General features: G+C 63.9%; 17 protein-coding genes. 10 read left to right on the forward strand and 7 right to left on the reverse strand.

The genetic code is table 11. From position 1 onward, the window contains the following. Positions 1-50 precede the first annotated feature (50 nt). From L6637_RS36050 to L6637_RS36060, 3 genes are read right to left on the reverse strand one after another with little or no spacing between them, the layout of a single operon-like run. Complete coding sequence (locus L6637_RS36050; RefSeq protein WP_237863832.1) at positions 51-3,425, reverse strand: error-prone DNA polymerase; 3,375 nt, start codon at positions 3,423-3,425, stop codon at positions 51-53. After that, positions 3,422-5,014: a Y-family DNA polymerase gene (locus tag L6637_RS36055; RefSeq protein WP_237873663.1), complete on the reverse strand. Its 1,593-nt coding sequence runs from the start codon at positions 5,012-5,014 to the stop codon at positions 3,422-3,424. The genes L6637_RS36050 and L6637_RS36055 overlap by 4 nt, the downstream gene beginning before the upstream one ends. After that, positions 4,911-5,699 carry an ImuA family protein gene (locus L6637_RS36060; protein ID WP_237863830.1) on the reverse strand — a complete coding sequence of 263 codons (789 nt, stop codon included), beginning with the start codon at positions 5,697-5,699 and terminating at the stop codon, positions 4,911-4,913. Before L6637_RS36060 ends, L6637_RS36055 begins: the two co-directional genes overlap by 104 nt. Positions 5,700-5,861: 162 nt before the next feature. On the opposite strand from L6637_RS36060, the gene L6637_RS36065 reads away from it, so the two are divergent. The 3 genes from L6637_RS36065 (at position 5,862) to L6637_RS36075 (ending at position 10,286) form a co-directional block, all read left to right on the forward strand. Then, positions 5,862-7,097 (forward strand): putative DNA modification/repair radical SAM protein, encoded by a 1,236-nt coding sequence (locus L6637_RS36065; RefSeq protein ID WP_237863829.1) that lies wholly within the window; start codon positions 5,862-5,864, stop codon positions 7,095-7,097. Beyond that, a complete protein-coding gene (locus tag L6637_RS36070; protein WP_237873664.1) occupies positions 7,097-8,539 on the forward strand; it encodes a UdgX family uracil-DNA binding protein in 1,443 nt (480 codons plus the stop codon). The genes L6637_RS36065 and L6637_RS36070 overlap by 1 nt, the downstream gene beginning before the upstream one ends. A gap of 124 nt (positions 8,540-8,663) precedes the next feature. Beyond that, entirely contained in the window at positions 8,664-10,286 is a 1,623-nt protein-coding gene (locus L6637_RS36075) for an inorganic phosphate transporter (protein ID WP_237873666.1), read from the forward strand. A 76-nt stretch (positions 10,287-10,362) separates the two neighbouring features. Here L6637_RS36075 and L6637_RS36080 read toward each other — a convergent pair whose 3' ends face one another. After that, positions 10,363-11,535: a M20 aminoacylase family protein gene (locus tag L6637_RS36080; protein ID WP_237873668.1), complete on the reverse strand. Its 1,173-nt coding sequence runs from the start codon at positions 11,533-11,535 to the stop codon at positions 10,363-10,365. A 178-nt stretch (positions 11,536-11,713) separates the two neighbouring features. On the opposite strand from L6637_RS36080, the gene L6637_RS36085 reads away from it, so the two are divergent. From L6637_RS36085 to L6637_RS36110, 6 genes are all read left to right on the forward strand, one after another. After that, the gene (locus L6637_RS36085) at positions 11,714-13,333 is read left to right on the forward strand and encodes a GMC family oxidoreductase (RefSeq protein WP_237873669.1); all 1,620 of its coding nucleotides are present in this window, start codon (positions 11,714-11,716) and stop codon (positions 13,331-13,333) included. A 12-nt stretch (positions 13,334-13,345) separates the two neighbouring features. Beyond that, positions 13,346-14,230, forward strand: coding sequence for an alpha/beta fold hydrolase (locus L6637_RS36090; RefSeq protein ID WP_237873671.1), 885 nt, complete (start codon positions 13,346-13,348; stop codon positions 14,228-14,230). Positions 14,231-14,368: 138 nt separating this feature from the next. Continuing rightward, complete coding sequence (locus tag L6637_RS36095) at positions 14,369-15,313, forward strand: metallophosphoesterase family protein (protein ID WP_237863823.1); 945 nt, start codon at positions 14,369-14,371, stop codon at positions 15,311-15,313. Between the two features lie 13 nt (positions 15,314-15,326). Further along, entirely contained in the window at positions 15,327-15,656 is a 330-nt protein-coding gene (locus tag L6637_RS36100; protein ID WP_237873674.1) for a cupredoxin domain-containing protein, read from the forward strand. Positions 15,657-15,783: 127 nt separating this feature from the next. Then, complete coding sequence (locus L6637_RS36105; RefSeq protein ID WP_237873676.1) at positions 15,784-16,332, forward strand: sigma-70 family RNA polymerase sigma factor; 549 nt, start codon at positions 15,784-15,786, stop codon at positions 16,330-16,332. Beyond that, positions 16,329-17,093, forward strand: coding sequence for an anti-sigma factor family protein (locus L6637_RS36110; protein ID WP_237873678.1), 765 nt, complete (start codon positions 16,329-16,331; stop codon positions 17,091-17,093). Before L6637_RS36105 ends, L6637_RS36110 begins: the two co-directional genes overlap by 4 nt. A gap of 19 nt (positions 17,094-17,112) precedes the next feature. Here L6637_RS36110 and L6637_RS36115 read toward each other — a convergent pair whose 3' ends face one another. Beyond that, positions 17,113-17,403, reverse strand: coding sequence for a hypothetical protein (locus L6637_RS36115; RefSeq protein WP_237873680.1), 291 nt, complete (start codon positions 17,401-17,403; stop codon positions 17,113-17,115). Between the two features lie 105 nt (positions 17,404-17,508). Beyond that, positions 17,509-18,900 carry an aminobacteriohopanetriol synthase HpnO gene (hpnO, locus tag L6637_RS36120; protein WP_237863818.1) on the reverse strand — a complete coding sequence of 464 codons (1,392 nt, stop codon included), beginning with the start codon at positions 18,898-18,900 and terminating at the stop codon, positions 17,509-17,511. 142 nt (positions 18,901-19,042) lie between these two features. Here hpnO and L6637_RS36125 point away from each other — a divergent pair, with 142 nt between their 5' ends. Next, complete coding sequence (locus L6637_RS36125) at positions 19,043-19,669, forward strand: DUF2147 domain-containing protein (protein ID WP_237873681.1); 627 nt, start codon at positions 19,043-19,045, stop codon at positions 19,667-19,669. Here the strand turns inward: L6637_RS36125 and hpnN are convergent. Further along, positions 19,637-22,225 carry a hopanoid transporter HpnN gene (gene hpnN, locus L6637_RS36130; RefSeq protein ID WP_237873682.1) on the reverse strand — a complete coding sequence of 863 codons (2,589 nt, stop codon included), beginning with the start codon at positions 22,223-22,225 and terminating at the stop codon, positions 19,637-19,639. The genes L6637_RS36125 and hpnN overlap by 33 nt on opposite strands. Positions 22,226-22,257: the final 32 nt, after the last annotated feature.

A 22,257-nucleotide genomic window follows, 5' to 3' on the forward strand; every position in this document is an offset into this window, starting at 1 on the left:
AGCGGCCACCTCAGGGGGACGGGGAGAGACTTGCGCGCATAGGCCCCACCTCAATGGAAATCCCGCGACGGCGGCAGGATACGGACGTTGCGGGGGTGGCGGATTTTCTGCGCCGGCATATCTGCGAGCGCGCGTGGGTCTTCGTTGAGCGGCTCGACCACAGTGGCGCCTGATGGCACCGGGTGCTTGCGGCTCAGGGCATCGTTGGCGAGGCCGACCAGATCGTGCGAGCGATCGATCATGCGCTGCGCGATCAGATGCGTGACCTTCTCGGGACTGCTCTGAATGTAGCCCTGAACCTCGATGAGGCGCGCGCCCATTACCTCCTTGCGGTACTGCTCCATGACCTTGGGCCACACCACGACATTGGCGATGCCGGTTTCGTCCTCCAACGTCATGAACACGACGCCGCTGGCGCTGCCCGGCCGCTGCCGCACCAGCACCACACCGGCACAGCGGACGCGGCGCCGCTCGTTCTCGTGGCTGATCTCCTTGCAGGCGACAATGCGCTCGCGCGAAAACATCTCACGCAGGAATTCCATCGGATGGCCCTTCAGCGATAGCCGGATGGTCTGGTAATCCGCGACGACCTGTTCGGGGCGCGGCATCACGGGGAGCGGTTTTGCGCGCTCGTCCGGCTGCTCGCGCGCGGTGGCCGCTTCGAATAGCGGCAGCGCCACGTCGTCAGGCAGCCGCCGCACCTGCCACAACGCCTCGCGGCGGTCGAGCCCGAGCGAGCGGAACGCGTCCGCATCGGCCAGCAGGATCAGCGCACGCTTGGGCAGGCCGGTGTCGCGGGCGAAGTCCTCGAGCGAGGTGAAGGGCCGGCGGCTGCGGGCATCAATGATAAGATCGGCCCAATCTTTCTGGGTGACATAGACCTTGCCTTGCCTCTTCGCCTGCTCCTTTTTGAGGAACTCCTCATCCGGATCGAGCCAGTGGAAGCCATCAATCTGGCGAAAGCCGAGACGCACAGCGCAATATCTGCCTTCCGTATTCTCCAGCGTATTCTGCGCAAAGCTGTAGGACACATCGATCTCGCGAACCTCGACGCTGTTCTTGCGGGCATCGCCGACGATCTGCGCCGGTGCGTAAAAGCCCATCGGCTGCGAATTCAAGAGGCCACAGCAGAAGGCGTCGGGGTGATGATATTTCAGCCATGACGAGATGTAGACGAGCTGCGCAAAGCTCGCGGCATGGCTCTCGGGAAAACCGTAGGAGCCGAAGCCCTTGATCTGGTCAAAGCAGCTTCTGGCGAAGTTTGCATCATAGCCGCGCGCCACCATGTTGCCGATCAGCTTCTCCTCGTATTGGCCGATGGTGCCGACATTGCGGAAGGTCGCCATCGAGCGGCGCAGGCCATTGGCTTCCTCGGGGGTGAATTTCGCCGCTTCGATCGCGATGCGCATCGCCTGCTCCTGGAACAGGGGCACGCCCTTGGTCTTGTGCAGCACCTTGTAGAGTTCGTCAGCGGGACCATGCTCCGGCGATGGCGAGGGATAGGTGACCTTCTCCAAATTATTCCGGCGCCGCAAGTAAGGATGCACCATGTCGCCCTGGATCGGCCCCGGGCGCACGATCGCGACCTCGATGACGAGATCGTAGAAGGTCCGTGGTTTCAACCGCGGCAGCATGTTCATCTGGGCGCGGCTCTCGACCTGGAACACGCCGAGCGACTCGCCAGCACACAGCATGTCGTAAACCTTGGGGTCATCCTGTGGAACGCTTGCCAGCACGAAACGCTCGCCCTTGTGCTGATCGATCAGATCAAAGCATTTCCTGATGCAGGTCAGCATGCCGAGCGCGAGCACGTCGACCTTCATCATGTTGAGCGCGTCGACGTCGTCCTTGTCCCATTCGATGAAGGTGCGATCGTCCATCGCGGCATTGCCGATCGGCACATAAGTGTCGAGCCGGTCCTGCGTCAGCACATAGCCGCCGACATGCTGGGACAGATGGCGCGGGAATTCGATCAGCTCGGTCGCCAGCTCGACCGCAAGGCCAATCATGGGGTTTTGCGGATCGAGCCCGGCCTGCCGGACCTGCATATCGTTGAGGCCCTTGCCCCAGCTGCCCCAGACAGTGTCAGCGAGCGCGGCGGTGACGTCCTCGGTCAGGCCGAGTGCCTTGCCGACGTCGCGGATGGCGCTGCGCGGACGATAATGAATGATGGTGGCAATGATCGCGGCGCGGTGGCGGCCGTAGCGGCGATAGACATATTGCATCACCTCCTCGCGCCGCGAATGCTCGAAATCGACGTCGATGTCGGGTGGCTCGAGCCGCTCCTTAGAGATGAAACGCTCGAACAAGAGATCGACCTTGGTCGGATCGACCGAGGTGATCCCGAGCACGTAGCAGACGGCCGAATTCGCCGCCGATCCCCGCCCCTGGCACAGAATGTTCTGGCTGCGCGCGTAATGGACGATGTCGTGCACGGTAAGGAAGTAATGCGCGTATTTCAGCTCTGATATCAGCGCGAGTTCCTTGTTGAGCGTCGCACGCAGCTTGTCGTCGATCTTGCCGCCGAAATATTTATCAACCCCCGCCCAGGTCAGATCCTCCAGATGTCCCTGCGCGGTCTTGCCCGGCGGCACCGGCTCATCAGGATATTGATATCTGAGCTGGTCGAGCGAGAACTGGATCCTGTCGGCAAAACGCATGGTCTCCGCGATCGCCTCGGGGACATCGCGGAACAGCCGGGACATCTCGCGGGGCGTCTTCAGAAAGCGCTCGGCATTGGCTTCCAGCTTGCGTCCGACCGCCTCGATCGTGGTCTTTTCCCGGATGCAGGTGAGCACGTCCTGGAGGGGGCGCCGGCCGGGATCGTGATAGAGCACCTCGTTGGTCGCGAGCAGCGGCACCTTTGCTTTGGCGGCGAGATCATCGAGCCGCGCCAGGCGACGGCGATCGTCACCACGATAGATCAGGCTCGCCGCCAGCCACACACCGTCAGCGCGGCTTGCTTTCAGCTTTGAAAGCACATCCAGCGCTTGCGCATCATCAAACCGATGCGGCAGCGTCAGGACCAGGAGCTGGCCTTCCGCAAACTCCAACAGATCGCCAAAGCTGAGATGGCACTCGCCTTTCTCGATCCGGGTGATGTCGTCGCCGCGCTTGCCCCGGGTCAGAAGCTGGCAGAGCCGGCCATAGGCTGCGCGATCGCGTGGATAGACGAAAATGTCGGGCGTGCCGTCGATGAAGACGATGCGTGCGCCGATCAGCAGCTTTGGCTTGTGCAGCACCTTGTCATTGTCGAGCTCATTCCAGGCCCGCACCACGCCGGCCAGCGTGTTGTGATCGGCAATCCCGATCACGGGAATGCCGAGCTTGCTGGCCTGATGCACATAGGCGCGCGGATCCGACCCGCCGCGCAGGAAGGAGAAATTGGTGGTGATGCCGATCTCGGCATAGGCAGGAATGTTCATGCGAAGAGACCGTGCACATACCAGCGGGGTGGAGCGGGCTCGCCGTCGGCGTCGAACACCTCCCCTTCATAAAGACCGTCGCGAAAAATCCAGAAGCGCAGGCCCTCGGCATCCTCGATGCGGAAATAATCCCGCGTCAGCTGCTTGCCGTCCTGCCGCCACCATTCCATCGCGATGCGTTCGGGCCCCTCCACCCGCACCACCGCATGTTTCGCGCGCCGCCAGGTGAATTGGTGCGGCGGGCCGTCAGGCACGGTCGCGAACGGCACGGAGACCGGCTCCGGCTGGTCGAACAGTCTGAGGGGACGCAGCGGTGGCTCGCTTTCGGCACGCGCGGGCCACTCGGCCTGCACGGCAGCAGCGAGATGATGCTGGGCGGGCGCGGCCAGCACCGCCTGCTCGGGGATATGGGTATCCTGCGGCAGATGCACGACGACACGCTTTCCGCCGATGCGCGCGGCGATACGGTCGATCAGCGCGGCGAGTTCGTCATTGTCATGGATGTGAGCATCGAGATCGCGCTGCTCCTGCACCACGATCTCGGTGCGGCTTGCCGACAGGCGCACCATGTCGAAGCCGAAGCCGGGATCGAGCGGATCGGCGAGCGCATCGAGCCGTTCGCGGAACAGGCGATCAATCACGGCGCTTCGCGTTACCGGACGTCCGGTTTCGACCGTGATCGCGCGCACCACGCCGTCAGTGCGGAAGAACGCGGCTTCCAGCCGCCGCGCGCCCTTGCCCTGCTTCTCCATGGCGACGATCAACGTGTTAGCGAGCCGCGACAGCGTCATCGCGATCATGGTGTCGGTCGCGATCGGCTCGGCAAAGCGTTTTTCCACGATGTAATCGGGCAGCGGCTTGCGAGGGCTGATCGGCGCATCGCCCTGTCCCAGCGCATGCGCAAGCAGCGTGGAGAACCGCGCACCGAACCGCGCCGTGATTTCGCTCGGGGTGCGCGAGGCGACATCGCCGATGGTCTTCAGACCGGCACGGCGCAAGCCGGTGGTGATCGCCTCATCCGCACCGAGTGCGGACACCGGAAACCGGTCGATCGCCGCTGCCTCCCCGCCATCGGCAACGATGCTGCCCGCGGCCTGCCGCGTCAGCGTGCGCGCGCAGACCGAGGTGCCGGCAATGGCTGCGCTGACGACAAAGCCTTGTCGACCGAGCGCCCGGACCAGCGTCTGCAACAAGGCCGCCTCGCCACCGAACAGATGCGCGCAGCCGGTGATATCGAGGAACAGGCCGTGCGGCGCATCGAGCGCCACCAGCGGCGTGAAGCGGTCGCACCAGTCGGCGATGTCGCTGAGCGTCTTGGCATCGGCGACGACATCGGCGTCGAACACTTTCAGGTCCGGACACATCGCTCGCGCATTGGCCAGCGGCTGGCCGATATGCAGACCCAAACGTTCGGCAGCTTCGTCCAGCGCATGGATCACCAGCGCATTGTTGTCCTTGATGACAACGATGCTCGGCGCATTGGTCTTACCCAGCCCGGCGCTGCTGAAGAACCGCTGGATCCGGTCGATGGGCAGGCGTGGCAGCCACAGGCTGAGGATACGCCGACGGTTCACTGAACTGGCACTCATCACACTTCCATTCCATGATCCACCGGCCGCACGGGCCATGACGATTGCGCAACAGCTCGACATCGAAGCGCGGCGCGCCCCAGGCACTCCATGCTGAACCCGGCGGCGAATGCGCCGCGCGCAGCATCCATCTGGTCTCCGCGGTCGAAGGCAGCGGCTGCGCCGCCATCCGCAGCAACAGGCCAGTGACGCCTGAGCCTTGCGCGGCCAGCGTCAGCTTGCGGCTCGCCACCAGGTCGAACTGCCTGGTCTCGCCCCAGAGCTCGAGCACGACGGCGCCGAGCGCATCGCAGGCGAGCGCATCGGCCGAGGTGCGCAGCGCGCTCTCGACGTCAGCCGCACGCACCATCACCACGCGACGCGGATCGAGGCCGAGCTCGGCGAGCCCGCTCATCGACAGCGCGCCGGTCTCGATCTGCGAGAAATCCTGCCGAACCCACAATAGCGGCCGCTGCGTCGTGACGCGGCCCGCAAGCCCCGTGACAAAGCCCGTCGCGGCCGCACCCTGGCGCCCTTCGCAAAACACCTCGTGGATCGCCGCGCGCGCGAGCCCGCCTTTCAAGGCGCGATCGACCTCACCGTGACCGAGCGCGACGCGGTCGTGATGATGCACGACCTCCGCTGTCTCGATCCGTTCGATCTGGCTGCGCAAGGTCGCAAGCGCGCTCATGCGTGCGCCGCTCATGCTCGCCGCTCCTTCAGAGGTGATTGCCGGAGGCTCTCAAAAAGAGAACCAGCGGCTGGCTCATTTGTTCATGATATGTTCTAATATAAAGCTAACGGCGCCCGAAGAGTCAATCGAATTGCGCCCAATCGGATTCATGAGCTGAATCAAAGGGATTCTGGGATGGACGTACAACGCAAGCTGGAGATCCTGGCGGACGCCGCCAAATACGACGCCTCCTGTGCCTCCAGCGGCACCGAGAAGCGGGATTCCAGCGACGGCAAGGGCATGGGTTCGACCGCGCCGGGAATGGGCATCTGCCATTCCTACGCGCCGGACGGACGCTGCATCTCGCTGCTCAAGGTGCTGCTGACCAACGCCTGCAATTACGATTGCCTCTATTGCGTCAACCGCGCTTCCTCCAACGTGCCGCGCGCCCGCTTCACCGTCGACGAGGTGGTCAAGCTGACGCTGGACTTCTACCGACGCAATTACATCGAGGGACTGTTTCTCTCCTCCGGCATCATTCGCAGCCCCGACTACACGATGGAGCAAGTGGTGAGCGTCGCGCGAAAACTGCGCGAGGAACATCACTTCCGCGGCTACATCCATCTCAAGACCATTCCGGAGGCCGACGACGCGCTGATCACGGAAGCCGGCAAATATGCCGACCGTCTTTCCATCAACATCGAGATGCCCGAAGCGGCGAGCTTGCAGCAATTCGCGCCGGAGAAGGACGTGCGCGCGATCCGCCGCACCATGGGCCGGCTGCGACTCAAGCTGGACGAGGCCGAGGACGATCGCGCCGCGAAAACGAGAGCGAAGCCGCAGCGCTTCGCGCCGGCCGGACAAAGCACGCAGATGATCGTCGGCGCAGACAGCGCGAACGACCACACCATTCTCCATACCAGTGCCAATCTCTACGGCTCCTATCGACTGAGGCGCGTCTACTATTCCGCCTTCAGCCCGATCCCGGACGCCAGCCGCGCTTTGCCTCTGGTCAAGCCGCCACTGCTGCGCGAGCACCGGCTCTACCAGGCCGATTGGCTGATGCGCTTCTACGGCTTCGATGTTGCGGAGATCGTCGACGACAGCGCCATGCTGCCGCTCGACATCGATCCCAAGCTCGCCTGGGCGCTGCGCCATCGCGACCGCTTCCCGCTCGACGTCAACCGCGCCAGCCGCGAGGAGCTGCTGCGGGTGCCAGGCTTCGGTACCAAGGCGGTCGAGCGCATTATCGCGACGCGGCGCACCACCACGATCCGCCTCTCCGATCTGGCGCGGCTGCACGTGCCCCGTCACAAAGCGCTGCCGTTCATCATCCTCAGCGATCATCACCCTACGCCGCATCGTCTCGATGCTGCCGGGCTGATCGAACGATTCAAGCCGAAAGCAACGCAATTGGGGTTTGGATTCTGATGCAGTACATCACCCTCGACAGCGAAACCGATTTCGACGGCTGGCGCAAAGCCGCACGCAGCCTCGTGCTTCATCATGTGCAGCCCGCCGATGTCACCTGGGCCGTGCAAGGCGACGACGCCGATTTGTTTGCGCCGCCCGCACCGTCGCCGATCCTCGAAGTGAATGACGGCACGTTCAATGTATCAGGCAAATTCGTCGATCTCGCGAAATCGGCAATCCTGCATCGCGATCGCGAGCGCTTTGCGATTCTCTATCGCCTGCTCTGGCGGCTGAAGGACCATCACGATCTCATCGAGGTCGCGACCGATCCCGACATCGCGCTGGTGACGGCGATGGCACGCGCGGTCCATCGCGACGAGCACAAGATGCACGCCTTCGTGCGCTTTCGCGAGATCGGCCGTGAACGCGCCGCGCATTACGTCGCGTGGTTCGAGCCGGAACATCACATCGTCGAGCTCGCCGCGCCATTCTTCGCAAGACGCTTTGCCGACATGCCCTGGTCGATCCTGACGCCCGATCTCTGCGCGCATTGGGATGGCCACGCGCTCTCATTCACGCCTGGCGTGAGCAAGAGCGAGGCGCCAAGCGAAGACCGGCTGGAGGAAACCTGGCGGCGCTATTACGCCAGCATCTTCAATCCGGCACGGCTCAAGGTGAAAGCGATGCAGACGGAGATGCCGAAAAAATATTGGAGGAACCTGCCCGAGGCCTCGATCATTAAGCCCTTGATCGAGGACGCCGAGCGCATGACCGGTGCTATGATCGCCAATGCCGCGACCGATCCGCACAAGCCTCAGAAGCGGCCGGAGGCCCCGATGACACGCAAGACGGCTGCCGATGATCTCGAAGCCCTCCGCGAGGAGGCCGCGCATTGCCGCGCCTGCCCGCTCTACAAGGACGCAACGCAAACCGTGTTCGGCGAAGGCCCGAAGCACGCCACCATCATGCTGGTCGGTGAGCAGCCGGGCGACAAGGAAGACCTTGCCGGTCATCCCTTCGTCGGCCCGGCCGGCCAGATGCTCGACCGCGCGCTTGCGGAGGCCGGCGTCGATCGCAAGAAGGTCTATGTCACCAACGCCGTGAAGCACTTCAAATTCGTGCCGCGCGGAAAGATCCGCCTGCACCAGAAGCCGGCAACGCCGGAGATCAAAGCTTGTCGGCAATGGTATGAGCGGGAAGTTTCGGCAATCCAGCCCGAGCTCATCGTGGCGATGGGCGCAACCGCTGCGCAAAGCGTGTTCGGCAAGATCACGCCCATCGGCAAGACTCGCGGCCGACTCATAGACCTCCCCGACGGACGCAAGGCTCTGGTGACGGTGCATCCGTCCTATCTGCTGCGGCTACCTGATCCCGAGGCGAAGGTGATGGAATATCAGCGCTTTGTCGAAGACCTGAAGATCGCCGCCGCGTTGCAGAAGAAAGCCGCGCGCGCCGCCTGACGCAGCTCCGATGCACGGCAACAAGCCGTGGAGAACTCACGTCATTTCGGCGGCCCTTCCGCCATTTCAACCGCCTGTCACATGCCGCGCGCAAAATCGAGGCCTTGGGACAGGAGAATTTCCAATGAGTGACGTTGCTTTGCCGGGCTCGATTGAGCCTGCTTTGAGTAAGGGGCCAGACCTCAATCGCGGATTTCATCCCCTCACCGGCGTGATCTACATGGGGGTGATCGCCGCCGCATTGCTGTTCGTCGCCTACAGCATCTGGGTCGACGTTGATGCGTCCGGCGTGCAGGTCAAGGCCTTCGCCCCCTTCCTCCTGCTCTTCGTCGCGCTCCTGATCGCGCTCGGCTTCGAGTTCGTGAATGGCTTCCACGACACCGCCAACGCGGTCGCAACCGTGATCTACACCCGCTCGCTGCCCGCCCATGTCGCGGTGGTGTGGTCCGGCATGTTCAACCTGTTCGGCGTGCTGCTGTCCTCCGGCGCGGTCGCGTTCGGCATCGTCTCGCTGCTGCCGGTCGAGCTGATCCTCCAGGTCGGCTCAAGCGCCGGCTTCGCGATGGTGTTCGCGCTGCTGATCGCCGCCATCATCTGGAACGTCGGCACCTGGTATTTCGGCCTGCCGGCCTCAAGCTCGCACACCCTGATCGGCTCGATCATGGGCGTCGGCATCATGAACGCGGTCCTGCATGGCCGCAGCGGCACCACCGGCGTCGACTGGTCCCAAGCCACCAATATCGGCAAGGCGCTGCTGCTGTCGCCGCTGTTCGGCTTCGCGCTCGCCGCTGGCCTGCTGCTGATCCTGCGCACGGTGCTGCTGCGCGCCACACCCGCTCTGTTCGGCGAACCGAAGGGCGACCAGCCGCCGCCGTGGTGGATCCGCGGCATTCTCATCCTGACTTGCACGCTGGTGAGCTTCTTCCACGGTTCCAATGACGGTCAGAAGGGCATGGGCTTGATCATGCTGATCCTGATCGGCACCGTGCCGACCGCCTACGCGCTCAACCGCGCCCTGCCGGAGAGCCAGATCGCCGCGTTCATTCAGAACTCGGAAGCCGCCAGCAAGATCATCGAGGGTAAGGCCGCCGGCTACAGCGTGATCGGCAATCCGCGGCCGGCCGTGACCAACTTTGTCGCGCAGCACGAGGTCAACGCCGGTACGTTCCCGTCGCTCGCCGTACTTGTGCGCGACATCGCCAAGCAGGTGAGCACCTACGGCTCGCTCGCCAAGGTGCCTGCCGACCTCGTCGGCAACACCCGCAACGACATGTACCTCGCATCGGAAGCACTGCGCTACCTGATGAAGGACAAGGAAGCCGAGCTCAGCGCCGCCGACGTTGCCGTGCTCAACGCCTATAAGGGCTCGCTCGACAGCGCCACGAAGTTCATCCCCGGCTGGGTGAAGATCGTGGTCGCCATCGCGCTCGGCCTCGGCACCATGGTTGGCTGGAAGCGTATCGTCGTCACCGTCGGCGAGAAAATCGGCAAGACGCACCTGACCTATGCGCAAGGCGCCTGCGCCGAGATTACTGCGGCCGCCACCATTGCTGCCGCCGACGTCTACGGCCTGCCGGTTTCGACTACTCACGTGCTGTCATCGGGCATCGCCGGCGCCATGGCCGCCAACGGCTCGGGCCTGCAATGGGCGACGATTCGCAACATTGCCATGGCCTGGGTGCTGACCCTGCCGGCCGCGATGATCATCTCGGGCGTGCTGTACTATCTGTTTTCGCACGTGTTCTGAGCCGCGACACGACATGCCAAGAAAAAGGGCCCGTGCGCTGCACGGGCCCTTTTCATTCGTGCCTCGGTTCAGCGTGTCATGACGCCGCGAGCTGCTCCTCGACCAGCTTGACCCAGTAGGACGTGCCGAACACAATCGCCTCGTCGTTGAAATTGTAGGCGGGGTGATGAAGGCCGGCGCTGTCGCCATTGCCACAGAAGATGAAGGCACCGGGTCGCGCTTCCAGCATGTAGGCAAAGTCCTCGCCGCCCATCATTGGCGACATCTCCAGCACATTGGTATCGCCCGCGACCTGCCTGGCAATGCGCGTCGCCACCTCGGTCTCTGCGGCGTGATTGTTCACGACAGGATAACCGCGCTTGTACTGCAGGTCGATCTTTGCGCCGGTGATCTGGGCGACGCCCGCCACGACTTCGCGCACGCGCTTCTCGACCAGCTTGCGCACATCAGCTGTCAGCGTGCGGATCGTGCCTCTCAGCGTCGCGGTTTGCGGAATGACATTGCGGGCATTGCCGGCGTGGAATTCGCAGATCGAGATCACGGCCGATTCCAGCGGATCGACGCTGCGCGAGACGATCGACTGCAAGGCGGTGATCAGCTGTGCACCCACGAGAACGGAATCGACGCATTTGTGCGGACGCGCGGCATGGCCGCCGAGGCCCTCGATCATGAAATCGACCTCGTCGGTCGACGCCATGATCGGGCCGGGCCGGATCGCGAAGGAGCCGATCGGAATGCCGGGACCATTGTGCATGCCGTAAACCTGCTCGATGCCGAAGCGCTCCATCATGCCGTCCTTGACCATCGCCGCGCCGCCGGCGCCGCCCTCCTCGGCCGGCTGGAAGATCACGACGGCGTCGCCGGCGAAATTGCGGGTCTCGGCGAGATAGCGCGCGGCACCGAGCAGCATCGCGGTGTGGCCGTCGTGGCCGCAGGCGTGCATCTTGCCGGGGGTCTTCGAGGCGTAAGGCAGGTTAGTTTGCTCGTCGACGGGCAGCGCGTCCATGTCGGCACGCATGCCGATCGCCTTGAGCCCCTCGCCGCCGGGCTTTTTGCCCTTGATCACACCGACCACGCCGGTCTGGCCAATGCCGGTCACAACCTCATCGCAGCCAAACTCGCGCAGGCGATCCGCCACGAATGCTGCGGTGCGGTGGACATCATACAGCAACTCGGGGTGCTGGTGGATGTCCCGCCGCCAGGTCTGGATATCGGGTTGGAGGTCGGCGACGCGGTTCACGATGGGCATGGAGGATCTCGAGCTCTGTTGAAAATACAAGCCCGTCTACCATGCAAGCGCCAGTCCACCTAACTGCCGGAGAACGGGGCTGGCTCTGCCCGTTCGGCATGGCCGGGCTTGTCCCGGCCCAGTCCGTCTGCCTATTAGGACGGAACGCGTTTGGAGACCATTCGGGGTGGAAAGCAGAATGCCAAGGCGGCTCGAAGGTGATTTTGACTACATTATCGTCGGCGCCGGCACGGCCGGCTGCATCATCGCCAACCGGCTGTCGGCCGTATCCGGAAACCGCGTCCTGATTCTCGAGGCCGGCGGCGACGACAACTGGATCTGGTTCCACATTCCGGTCGGCTACCTCTTTGCCATCGGCAATCCTCGCTCCGACTGGATGTTCAAGACCGAGGCCGACCCTGGCCTGAACGGCCGCTCGCTCGCCTATCCCCGCGGCAAGGTGATCGGAGGCTCTTCGGCGATCAATGCCATGATCTCGATGCGCGGCCAGGCCGCCGATTACGATCACTGGCGCCAGCTCGGCATGACCGGCTGGGGCTACGATGACGTGCTGCCGCTGTTCAAGCGGCTGGAGGATCACTTCCTCGGCGCCAGCGAGCATCACGGCGCCGGCGGCGGCTGGCGCATCGAGGCGCCCCGACTGTCCTGGGACGTTCTCGATGCCGTTGGCGATGCTGCAGAGGAAATGGGTATCAAGCGCATTCCCGACTTCAACACCGGTGACAACGAGGGCACCAGCTATTTCCACGTCAACCAGAAGCGTGGCCGGCGTTGGTCGTCGGCGCGCGGCTTCCTCAAGCCGGCGCTGAACCGCCCGAACCTTCGGCTCGAGAAGCATGTGCTGGTCGATCGTCTCGTCATTGAGCAAGGCCGCGCCGTCGGCGTGCGCTTCATCCAGAACGGCGAGATCGTCGAGGCGCGCGCCAAGCACGAGGTGATCCTCTCGGCCGGCTCGATCGGCTCGGTGCAGGTACTGCATCGCTCCGGCATCGGGCCGGCTGACTGGCTGTCGCCGCTCGGCATCGACATCGTGATGGACAAGCCCGGCGTGGGCCGCAACTTGCAGGACCACCTTCAGCAGCGTGCGATCTACAAGGTCGAGGGGGTGCGGACGCTGAACGAGACCTACTACAACCTGTTCCGCCGCGGCCTGATGGGTCTCGACTATGCCTTCCGCCGTCGTGGTCCGCTGACCATGGCGCCGTCGCAGCTCGGCATCTTCACGCGTTCCGACGCGACACGTGCGCGCGCCAACATCCAGTTCCACGTGCAACCGCTGTCGCTCGACAAGTTCGGCGATCCGCTGCACCGCTTCCCCGCCATCACGGTGAGCGCCTGCAATCTCCAGCCGACCTCGCGCGGCACCGTGCGCCTGCGCTCGGCGGGCCCTGACGACAAGCCGATCATCGCGCCGAACTATCTGTCGACCGACGACGACCGCCAGGTCGGCGCCGACGCGATCCGCACCACGCGCCGCCTGATGCAGCAGAAGGCGCTCGCGAAGTATCGACCCACGGAATATCTGCCCGGCCCCTCGGTCGGCGATGACGATGCCTCGCTGGCGAAAGCCGCCGGCGACATCGGCACCACCATCTTCCATCCCGTCGGCACGGCGAAGATGGGATCGGCGAACGATCCCATGGCCGTGGTCGACGAACGCCTGCGCTTCTATGGACTCGGCGGCCTGCGTGTCGTCGACGCCTCGATCATGCCGACCATCACCTCGGGTAACACCAACACGCCGACCGCGATGATCGCCGAGAAGGGGGCCACGATGATCCTGGAGGATGCGAAGTAGCATCCCGTCGCCATGATCCCTCAGCGCTTTTCCATCGGCCCCGCCGGCGCAGAGATCGCCATGCTGCAATGGGGCGAGCGCGGCAAGCCGCCTGCCCTGCTCGTGCATGGCACCGGCTTCGTCGCCGACGTCTGGGACGAGGTCGCGCGCGAGCTCGCGTCGACCTACACCGTCTACGGGCTCGATCGTCGCGGCCACGGCGCCAGCCACAAGCCCCGCACCTATCACTTTGCGGATTATGCCGACGACATCTGCCGGGTGGTCGACGCGCTCGGCTTGCGTAACGTCTACGGCATCGGCCACAGCGCAGGCGCAACCGACCTGTTGCTGGCAGCGAAGCTGGTGCCGGGATGCTTCACGCGCCTGTTCGTGATGGAGCCGACCGCGATGAACCCGTTCGCGGCGCGCGATCCATCGGTCGGATTGAGCGAGCAATCGCTGTCCCGCGTGCAAGGCGCGTTGCGCAGGCAGGCCGAGTTCGACAGTCCCGACGCTGTCTTCGAACGCTACCGCGCGGCTCCCGCCTTTGTGGATTGGACCGAGGCTTCGCTCTGGGCCTATGTCCGGCACGGCTTCACGCCGCTCGACAATGGGCGGGTGCGCCTTTGCTGCACGCCCGAGATCGAGTCAGCCATGCTGCGTCCGATCTACGAGGTGATGGAACAGGTTTATGTCGGCGACACCCGCGGCAATCCCTTTACCTGGTTCAGTGAGATCGCGTGCACCGTGATGGTGACCACCGCCGAGATGTCGTGGCCGATTTACAAGGAGATGGCGACGCACGCCCTGGCCCTCATCCCGCACGCCCAAACGCTCGTTTTCGAAGGCGCCGGCCACTGCGTGGTGCAGGAAGCTCCCGCGCTCGTGGCGCGGGCGATCCGGGAATTTTCGGCGTAGGTCGCCGTTCAGCTCTCTTATCCCCCGCCCGGCGTATGTGACCCCACCTCACGAAAACGTCATCGCGTCCGGGAATAAGTCTCCCCCTCCCCCGATCAACTCCGCGAAGCCCAATTCCGGGCCAAAGGAGACGTTGCGATGAGCGGACACGATCACGGGGACGACGGCGTCAGCCGCCGCAAGGTGCTCGAATGCATGACATGGGCCGGCACCGGGGTGCTCTGGACCATTACCGGCGGCGTGCCGCGCTCGCTTGGCATCATCGATTCCGCTGAGGCCGCAACTGCCGCCGCGCCCGGCATGACCTTCCTCCAGATCAGCGACAGCCATGTCGGCTTCGACAAGCCGGCGAACCCCAATGCGCTGGGCACGCTGGAAGAAGCCGTCAACAAGATCAATGCGATGCCGACCAAGCCGTCGTTCATGATCCACACCGGCGACATCACCCATCTGTCCAAGGCGTCCGAGTTCGACAACGCCGACCGCATCATCTCACAGTCCAAGCTGGACGTGCATTACGTGCCCGGCGAGCATGACTTCCTCGACGAGGAGGTGAAGTTCTATCGCGACCGCTACGGTCGCGGCACCAAGGGCGCGGGCTGGTACTCTTTCGACGCCGGCGGTGTGCACTTCGTCGGCCTCGTCAACGTCGTCGACCTCAAGGCCGGCGGCCTCGGCAATCTCGGCACCGAGCAGCTCGCCTGGCTCGAGGACGACCTTCGCGGCAAGTCGAAATCCACACCTATCGTCTTGTTTGCACACATTCCGCTCTGGACCGTCTATCCGGAATGGGGCTGGGGCACCGAGGATGGCGGCCGCGCGCTTGAATACGTCAAGGGCTTCGGCTCGGTCACCGTGCTGAACGGCCACATCCACCAGGTGATGCAGAAGGTCGAGGGCAACGTCACCTTCCACACCGCACGTTCGACCGCCTTCCCGCAACCGGCGCCGGGTGCCGCCCCCTCTCCCGGGCCGATGAAGGTCGAGGACGCCAAGCTCCGATCGATGCTCGGGGTCGCCAGCATCAACTTCAAGCAAAACGAGCAGCGGCTCGCCATCATCGACACGCCGCTCCAAGGTTGATGAGAAGCTGACAATGAAGACGCTCAATCGCCGCGACTTCTCCGTCGCTGTGGCCGCGGCCATCCTGCTGCCCATCACGACTGCCCGTGCCGACGACAACGCCATGGAGGTGCATATCGACAATTTCGTCTTCCAGCCGGCGGAACTCAAGATCAAGATCGGCACGACCGTGACCTGGACCAACCGGGACGACATCCCGCACACCGTGGTGTCGGCCGGCAAGTTCCGGTCCAAGGCCCTGGACACTGACGACAAGTTCACGTTCACCTTCACCGATGCGGGCGACTACAAATATTTTTGTTCGTTGCACCCGCACATGACCGGGATGATCAAGGTTGAGTAACGTCTCCAACCAAGGCATCTCTGTCTTGCCCGGCCGGTGGTCCCACACCGGCCGGGCTCGCGTGCCTTCGGTCAGGCCCCAAGGCGAAACGGCGTACCAAACGCAGCAAGAGGCAAAGCGAGAGGCGATGCCCGTCAGCGACGATTTCCAGAAGGCGCAGCGCTTCCGCGAGGCAGCACTGCCCTATCTCGACGACGTCTACACGCTCGCACGTTATTTGCTGCGCGACGCCTCCGACGCGGAGGACGCGGTGCAGGAATGCTATCTGCGAGCGCTGAAGCACTTTGACAGCTATCGCGGCCCGGCCATGAAGCCGTGGCTGTTCGCGATCCTGCGCAATGTCTGCAACGCAGAATATGCCAGACGCGCGCATTCGCATGCCGCGATCGAGGATACGCCGGGAGCGGTCGACGAGACGCCGATGTGGCAGGAGAACGAGGCGAGCCCGGAGGCCGAAGTGCTGCGCAATCGCGACGCCGGCGCCATCCGCAAGATGATCGACGCGCTCGCCGAGCCGTTCAAGGAAACCTTCGTCCTGCGGGAGATCAACAACCTGTCCTATCGTGAAATTGCAGAAGCCGTCGGTGCCCCCGTCGGCACCGTGATGTCCCGCCTTGCCCGGGCCCGCGCCATGCTGCGCGCGGCCTGGATGGCGGAAGAGGAGCACTCGAAATGACCTGCGACGAAGCAAAGATCCTGCTTCACGCGCTGCTCGACAACGAGCTTGATGCCGGCCACGCGCGCGAGGTCGAAGCCCATATCGCCACCTGCCCGGCCTGCGCGGCCGAACTTGCCGCGCAACGCGAAATGCGGCACGCGCTTGCCGGTGCGAAGCTGCGCTACACGGCACCGGCGAGCCTGCGCGCACGTATCGAGGCCTCGCTCCCGCAGGCGCGGCCGCAGCCCAGCCGACGCTCGGTGCTGCGCGGCTTTGCGATGGGTTCGGCCGTCTCCGCGCTCGCCGCCTCCGGCGTCGTCGCCGTCGTGTTGCGCCAGGACGACCAGCAGCGCATCCTCTCGGAGGTCGTCTCCGCGCATCTGCGCTCGCTCCAGGCCGGCCATCTCATCGACGTCGTCTCGACCGACCAGCACAGCGTCAAGCCGTGGTTCAACGGCAAGCTCGACGTTGCCCCGCCGGTGATCGACCTTACCGCGCAAGGCTTTACGCTGGTCGGCGGCCGGCTCGATTACGTTGATGCACGTGCGATCGGCGCGGTCGTTTACAAGCGCCGGCAGCACATCATCAACCTGTTCGTGTCGCAGACCGCGAGCACCGAGCATCGGCCACCGAAGACGCAGACCATGCAGGGCTTCAACTGCCGCCGCTGGGGCGAGCGCGGCCTGAACTTCTGGGCCGTCAGCGACATCGGCGGCGACGAGCTCACCGAGTTCGTCGACAAGTTCGAGGCGGCGATGAAGGCGAATGTGGAGGGATAGACTATTTCCGCGGTCGATTTCAGTCGAAGAGCCGCTGAAGATCAAATGCTCTCAATGTGACGATAAATAATCCCGTCGCGATCCATGTCGTGGCGGCGATCAGAGCTGCAATCCTGAAACTCTTGAGCTGCGCCAGGCACTCCCGCGACAGGTCGGGATCGTGTATCACACGGATGGCCGCAAGCGCCCCGACCACGCGGGGCTTCGGCATTAGTTCTCTGTAACCGTTGTAGCTGAGCCCGGCGCGCGCGCTGGACACGACGAACGTCAGAAACAGGAGAAGCGAGACGAGAACAATTGCAAATCGCATGAAGCGCCATCTTGAGGGGCAGCAGCAAATATGTCGAGCACAACACGCTCGCCGTTGCGCCTCACGTACCGCGCTGGCTCCGCTGAGCCGCGGACCGCTCGGTGTCTATGCCGACCGTCGCACCGCGTTGTCGACCAGCGTCTTGCCGAGCGACCAGATCGCGCCGGGGACCTTGTGGCTGCCGGCGATGACGTCGTCGAAGGCGCGCTCGATCCAGTTGCAGTCTTCTTCGGTGATGGTGAGCGGCGGCAGCAGCTTGATGGTGTGGCTGCCGTGACCGGCGACCTGGGTCAGGATCTTGTGGTCCTTGAACAGCGGCACGGTAATGAGCTGGCAGAACAGGCCCTTGTTGGCGGCCTCCAGCACGTTCCAGGACGCCCGCAGCCGCAGCGATTTCGGCGGCCCGAACTCGATGCCGATCATCAGACCCTTGCCGCGCACTTCCTTCATCAGCTCGTAGCCGGGCACCATACGCGTGAGCGCGAGGCGAAGCTCGGCACCGCGCTTGGCCGCAGCCTCGATCAGCTTCTCCGATTCCATCACATCGAGCGTGGCGATGCCCGCGGCCATCCCGAGATCGTTCTTGGAGAAGGTGGAGCCGTGCACCACGGCGCGATCCATCTGATTAAAAATCTTGTCGAAGATGCTCTTGCGCGTCAGCACGGCGCCGACGGGCACGTGGCCGCCCGACAGTGACTTCGACAGCAGCACCATGTCGGGCTCGACGTTCCAGTGCTCGACCGCGAGGAAGCGGCCGGTCCGGCCCATGCCGGTCTGGATCTCGTCGGCGACGAACAGCGTACCGTACTTCTTGCAGAGCGCGGCCGCGCCCGGCAGGAACTCGTCGGAGGGCATGTTGACGCCCTTGCCCTGGATCGGCTCGACGACGAAGGCAGCGACCTCGCGCGAGGCCAGCGCCTTCTCGAGCGCGGCCAGATCGTTGAACGGAACCGAGGTGCAGCCCGGCAGCAGCGGCTCGAAGCCGGTGCGGAAGTTCGAATCGCCGGTCAGCGACAACGCACCATAGGTCAGGCCGTGATAGCCGTGGGCGCAATAGACGATGCCGGGACGCCCCGTCGCGCCGCGCGCGAACTTGATCGCGGCCTCGACGCATTCGGCGCCGGAATTGGCGAAGAACGCCTTGTCGAGATAGGGAACATATTTCAGAAGCCGCTCGGCGAGCACGCCGGCCAGCACCGAGACGTCAAACTGGACCAGATTGGGCAGATCGGCATCGAGCACGCTTTTCAACGCCTCGCGCATGACAGGATGATTGCGCCCGATTGCGAACACGCCAAAGCCGGACAAGAGATCGAGGTAGCGTGCCCCCTCGCGATCGTAGAGGTACTGCCCCTGCCCCTTCTGGAAGCCGACGTCGTAGCCGATGGTCTTGAGAACCCGTACGAACTGCTCGTTCAGGTACCGATTATGCAGGGTGCTGCGCTGGGCCTGACGGTCCGCGAACAACTGGGACATGTCTGGATTTGGACTGATCATCCGCTACATACTTCGGTTGAGGGCCGCTTCGTCAACTGAAAACGGTCAGCGAACGGAAAAGGGTCTGTGCGGCCTTTTGCCCTTTTTCGGACCATCTTCGCAAGCACAGCTTTAGACCATGTTGCACTGCCGAGGAACACATATGCGTTTGGCCATTTACACCGGAATAATACTGGCAGGTGGTTACGCCGGCCTGACACCGGCGCTTGCCGCCGATCCCACCGGCGATTGGCGCGTCGCCGATGGCGTCGCCAATATCCGTGTCGCGCAATGCAATGGCAGCATGTGGGGCGCGGTTTCCTGGGAAAAGCAGCCCGGAGGCCGTGACGAGAACAACCCGGATGTCTCAAAAAAGAACAGGCCGACACTGGGCATGGCGACCCTGATCAACATGAAGAAGACGGCTGGCGCCGAGCAATGGGAAGGTCAGGTCTACAACGCCAAGGATGGTCAGATGTATAGTGCGACCATCACGCCAAATGGCACCGACCAGCTCGAGATCAAGGGTTGCGTGCTGGGCTTCCTGTGCGGCGGCGAGACCTGGACCCGCGTTGGTCCGCCGATTCCCCTGAGCACCGCCAACGCCATGGCCAAGGGCGCGCCAAAAACCACCGGTGCGGCGCCCAAGTCTGCGCCGGCTGCCGCGGCACCTGTGCCGACCGCGGCCACGCCGAAGAGTGCCGCCGCGGCCAAGCCGGGTCAGAAGAGCTCCACTGACCCCGTCGGCGATATCTGCCTACTCCCTGAGATTGCGGGGTTTGCCCATTAGGGCCGGCTGAAACAGCAACACTGCGGCAAGCGTCGTCACCAGCGACAAAGCGAGCAGCTTGCCCATGCTGGATGTGCCCGGATGGCTCGACAGCCACAAGCTGCCGAACGCCGTCGCCGTCGTCAGCGCGCTGAAGAAGATCGCCCGCGTCAGGCTGGTCTGAAGCAGGTTCGTCCTGCCGGACCGCCACGCGACGACATAATAGATCTTGAACGCGACGCCGACGCCGAGCAGCAGCGGAAACGCGACGATATTGGCGAAGTTCAGCGGCAGGCCGATCAACACGCAAATCTCGAGTGTCACCGCACCCGCAACCAGAAGCGGCACCAGCGTCATCAGCACGTCCACGATGCGACGGAGCGTGATCCACAGCAACAGGCCGATCACCAGCAGCGCATAGATGCCGGCATGGATGAAGGCATTCACCACGGTGTCACCGGATTTCAGGATCGAGACGGGTCCGCCGATCGCGGTCGGCTCGGCAGCGAGCACGGCGGCCGCAAACTTGCGCAGCGTATCGTTATCGTTCGGATCGCCCTTGGGCTGAGCCTCGACACGGATGATGCCGTCCTTGCTCTTCCAGGCGCTCACGAGATCCGGCGGCAATGAGCTCAGCGTGACCGGCCCGGCCTGCATCGCATTTCTCAGCTGGTCGAACACGATCTTCATCGGCGCGACGAACACGTCCTGCGCCTTGTTGCGGGTCGCTTCATCCGAGTTGGCGAGCTTCTCCAGGGCGTCCGCGAGTCGACGCGAGGCAACCGCGCCAGGGCCCTTGGCGTCGCCCGCAGTCCGGCGGAGATTGTCGACCGAGGATTTCAGCGACTCGACATTCTCCTGGTCCGACGGCGCTGCATCGATCTGGTCCGGATTGAGCGCGGGGTTCAGCACCTTGGCGCCCTGCGCGATCAGCTTCAGTTTCGGCTGCTGGTCCTCAGGCACGAAACTGTTGAGCGACATCACCCGCAGTACTTCGGGGACCTTTTCGAGCCTCGCCTCAACCTGCCTGGCTTGCTCTTCCGACGTGACCATCACGTTGATGGCATTGGCGCCGGTGTTGGGATCCTTGCGCAGGTCGAGGAAGGTCGCGATCGACTCCGCGTTCGGGTTGCGCAGGTTCATCGGGTTGAAGTCGAACTTCAGGAAGTAGAGCAGCGGCAGGCCGGCGAGCGCCAGCAGCAACGTGCCGCCCACGACCAACACACGGTGCTTCTCCAGGAAGTAATCGAGCGGCGCCAGGAAGGCATAACCGACCGGCTCCATCTCGCCGGGCGGATTCAGCAGCTTCAGCATCGCGGGCAGTACGGTGATGCTGGAGACGAACGCCACCAGCATGCCGACGCCGGCGATCTGGCCGAGCTCGGAGATGCCCTTGTAGTCGGTCGGCAGGAAGCAGAGAAAGCCGGCGGCAGTCGCCATTGCCGCCAACGACAGCGGCACTGCGGAGCGCTTCGCGGCAAGCACCAGCGCGCCGGAGAGATCGTTGTGCTTGTAGCGCTCCGAACGGTAGCGGACGCTGTACTGGATACCGAAATCGACGCCCAGACCGACGAACAGCACGGCGAACGCGATCGACAGCAGGTTGAACGAGCCGACCATCATCAGGCCGGCGGCGGTCGTCAGCGCGAGGCCGACGAAGAGATTGACGAATACCGCGAAGATGATTTTCGACGAGTGCAGCGCGAGCCACAGGATCAGCAGCACCACGACCACCGTGCCCACCCCGTTGACGATGGCGCCTTCCTGGACGGTCGCGTATTCCTCGTTCGCGATCGGGACCGGACCTGTCAGCCGCACCCGCGCCTGGTACTTCGTCGCGAAATCGAGATCGACCGCGGCCTTGCGGATCGCGTCGGTCGCGCCCTTGCCGGGCTCCAGCGCGTTGTAGTCGAGAATCGGCTTGAACTCGATGAAGGCCCGCTTGTCCGAATCCTGTAGCGGCTTGTCGCTGACGAGCTCGCGCCAGGAGAAAATCGCATTGCCCTTGCTGAGCACGGTCTCGACGGTCTCCGCGATCTGGTTGAACGGCCGCTCGGTGCTGTCGAGCTTGACCTCGCCGCGCTTGACGCCGGCAAGCCCGGTCTCCAGCGCGCCAGTCAGGCCGCGGATCGAGGGATCACCGGCCATGATCTCGATCAGGGGCGCTGCGGATTCGAACTGGCTGGTGATCTTGCCGACTTCCTCGGTCGGCAGGAACAACAGGCCGTTCTTCTCGAAGAACTCGCCGGTGCCGAGCTGCTGCATCGACTGGAATTCGGCCTTGTTGTCCTTCAGCTTGGCGAACAGCGCGTCTGACGCCGCGGTCGCCATCTCCGGTGTCCTGGCCTCGACTACCGCGAGAATCGTGGCATCGCGGTCGAAGGCACGATCGAACTGCTGGTCGCGCTGGCGCCAGTCGAGATTCTGGGCAATCAGCGAATTGATGTCGGTGTTGATGGCAAAGTGCCGGGACGTGTAATAGCCGGCCCCTACCGCCAGCAGGAGCCCGAGAACGACGACGAGGGAGGCAAACCGGGTACAGGCCCTGACGATGGCAACGACTACGCTTTGCAGCATCTTTTCTTTCTAGTGTTAGCAGCCTGCCGAAA

Origin of the sequence: Bradyrhizobium zhengyangense, from assembly GCF_022012435.1 — a bacterium.
Lineage (GTDB): Bacteria > Pseudomonadota > Alphaproteobacteria > Rhizobiales > Xanthobacteraceae > Bradyrhizobium > Bradyrhizobium zhengyangense.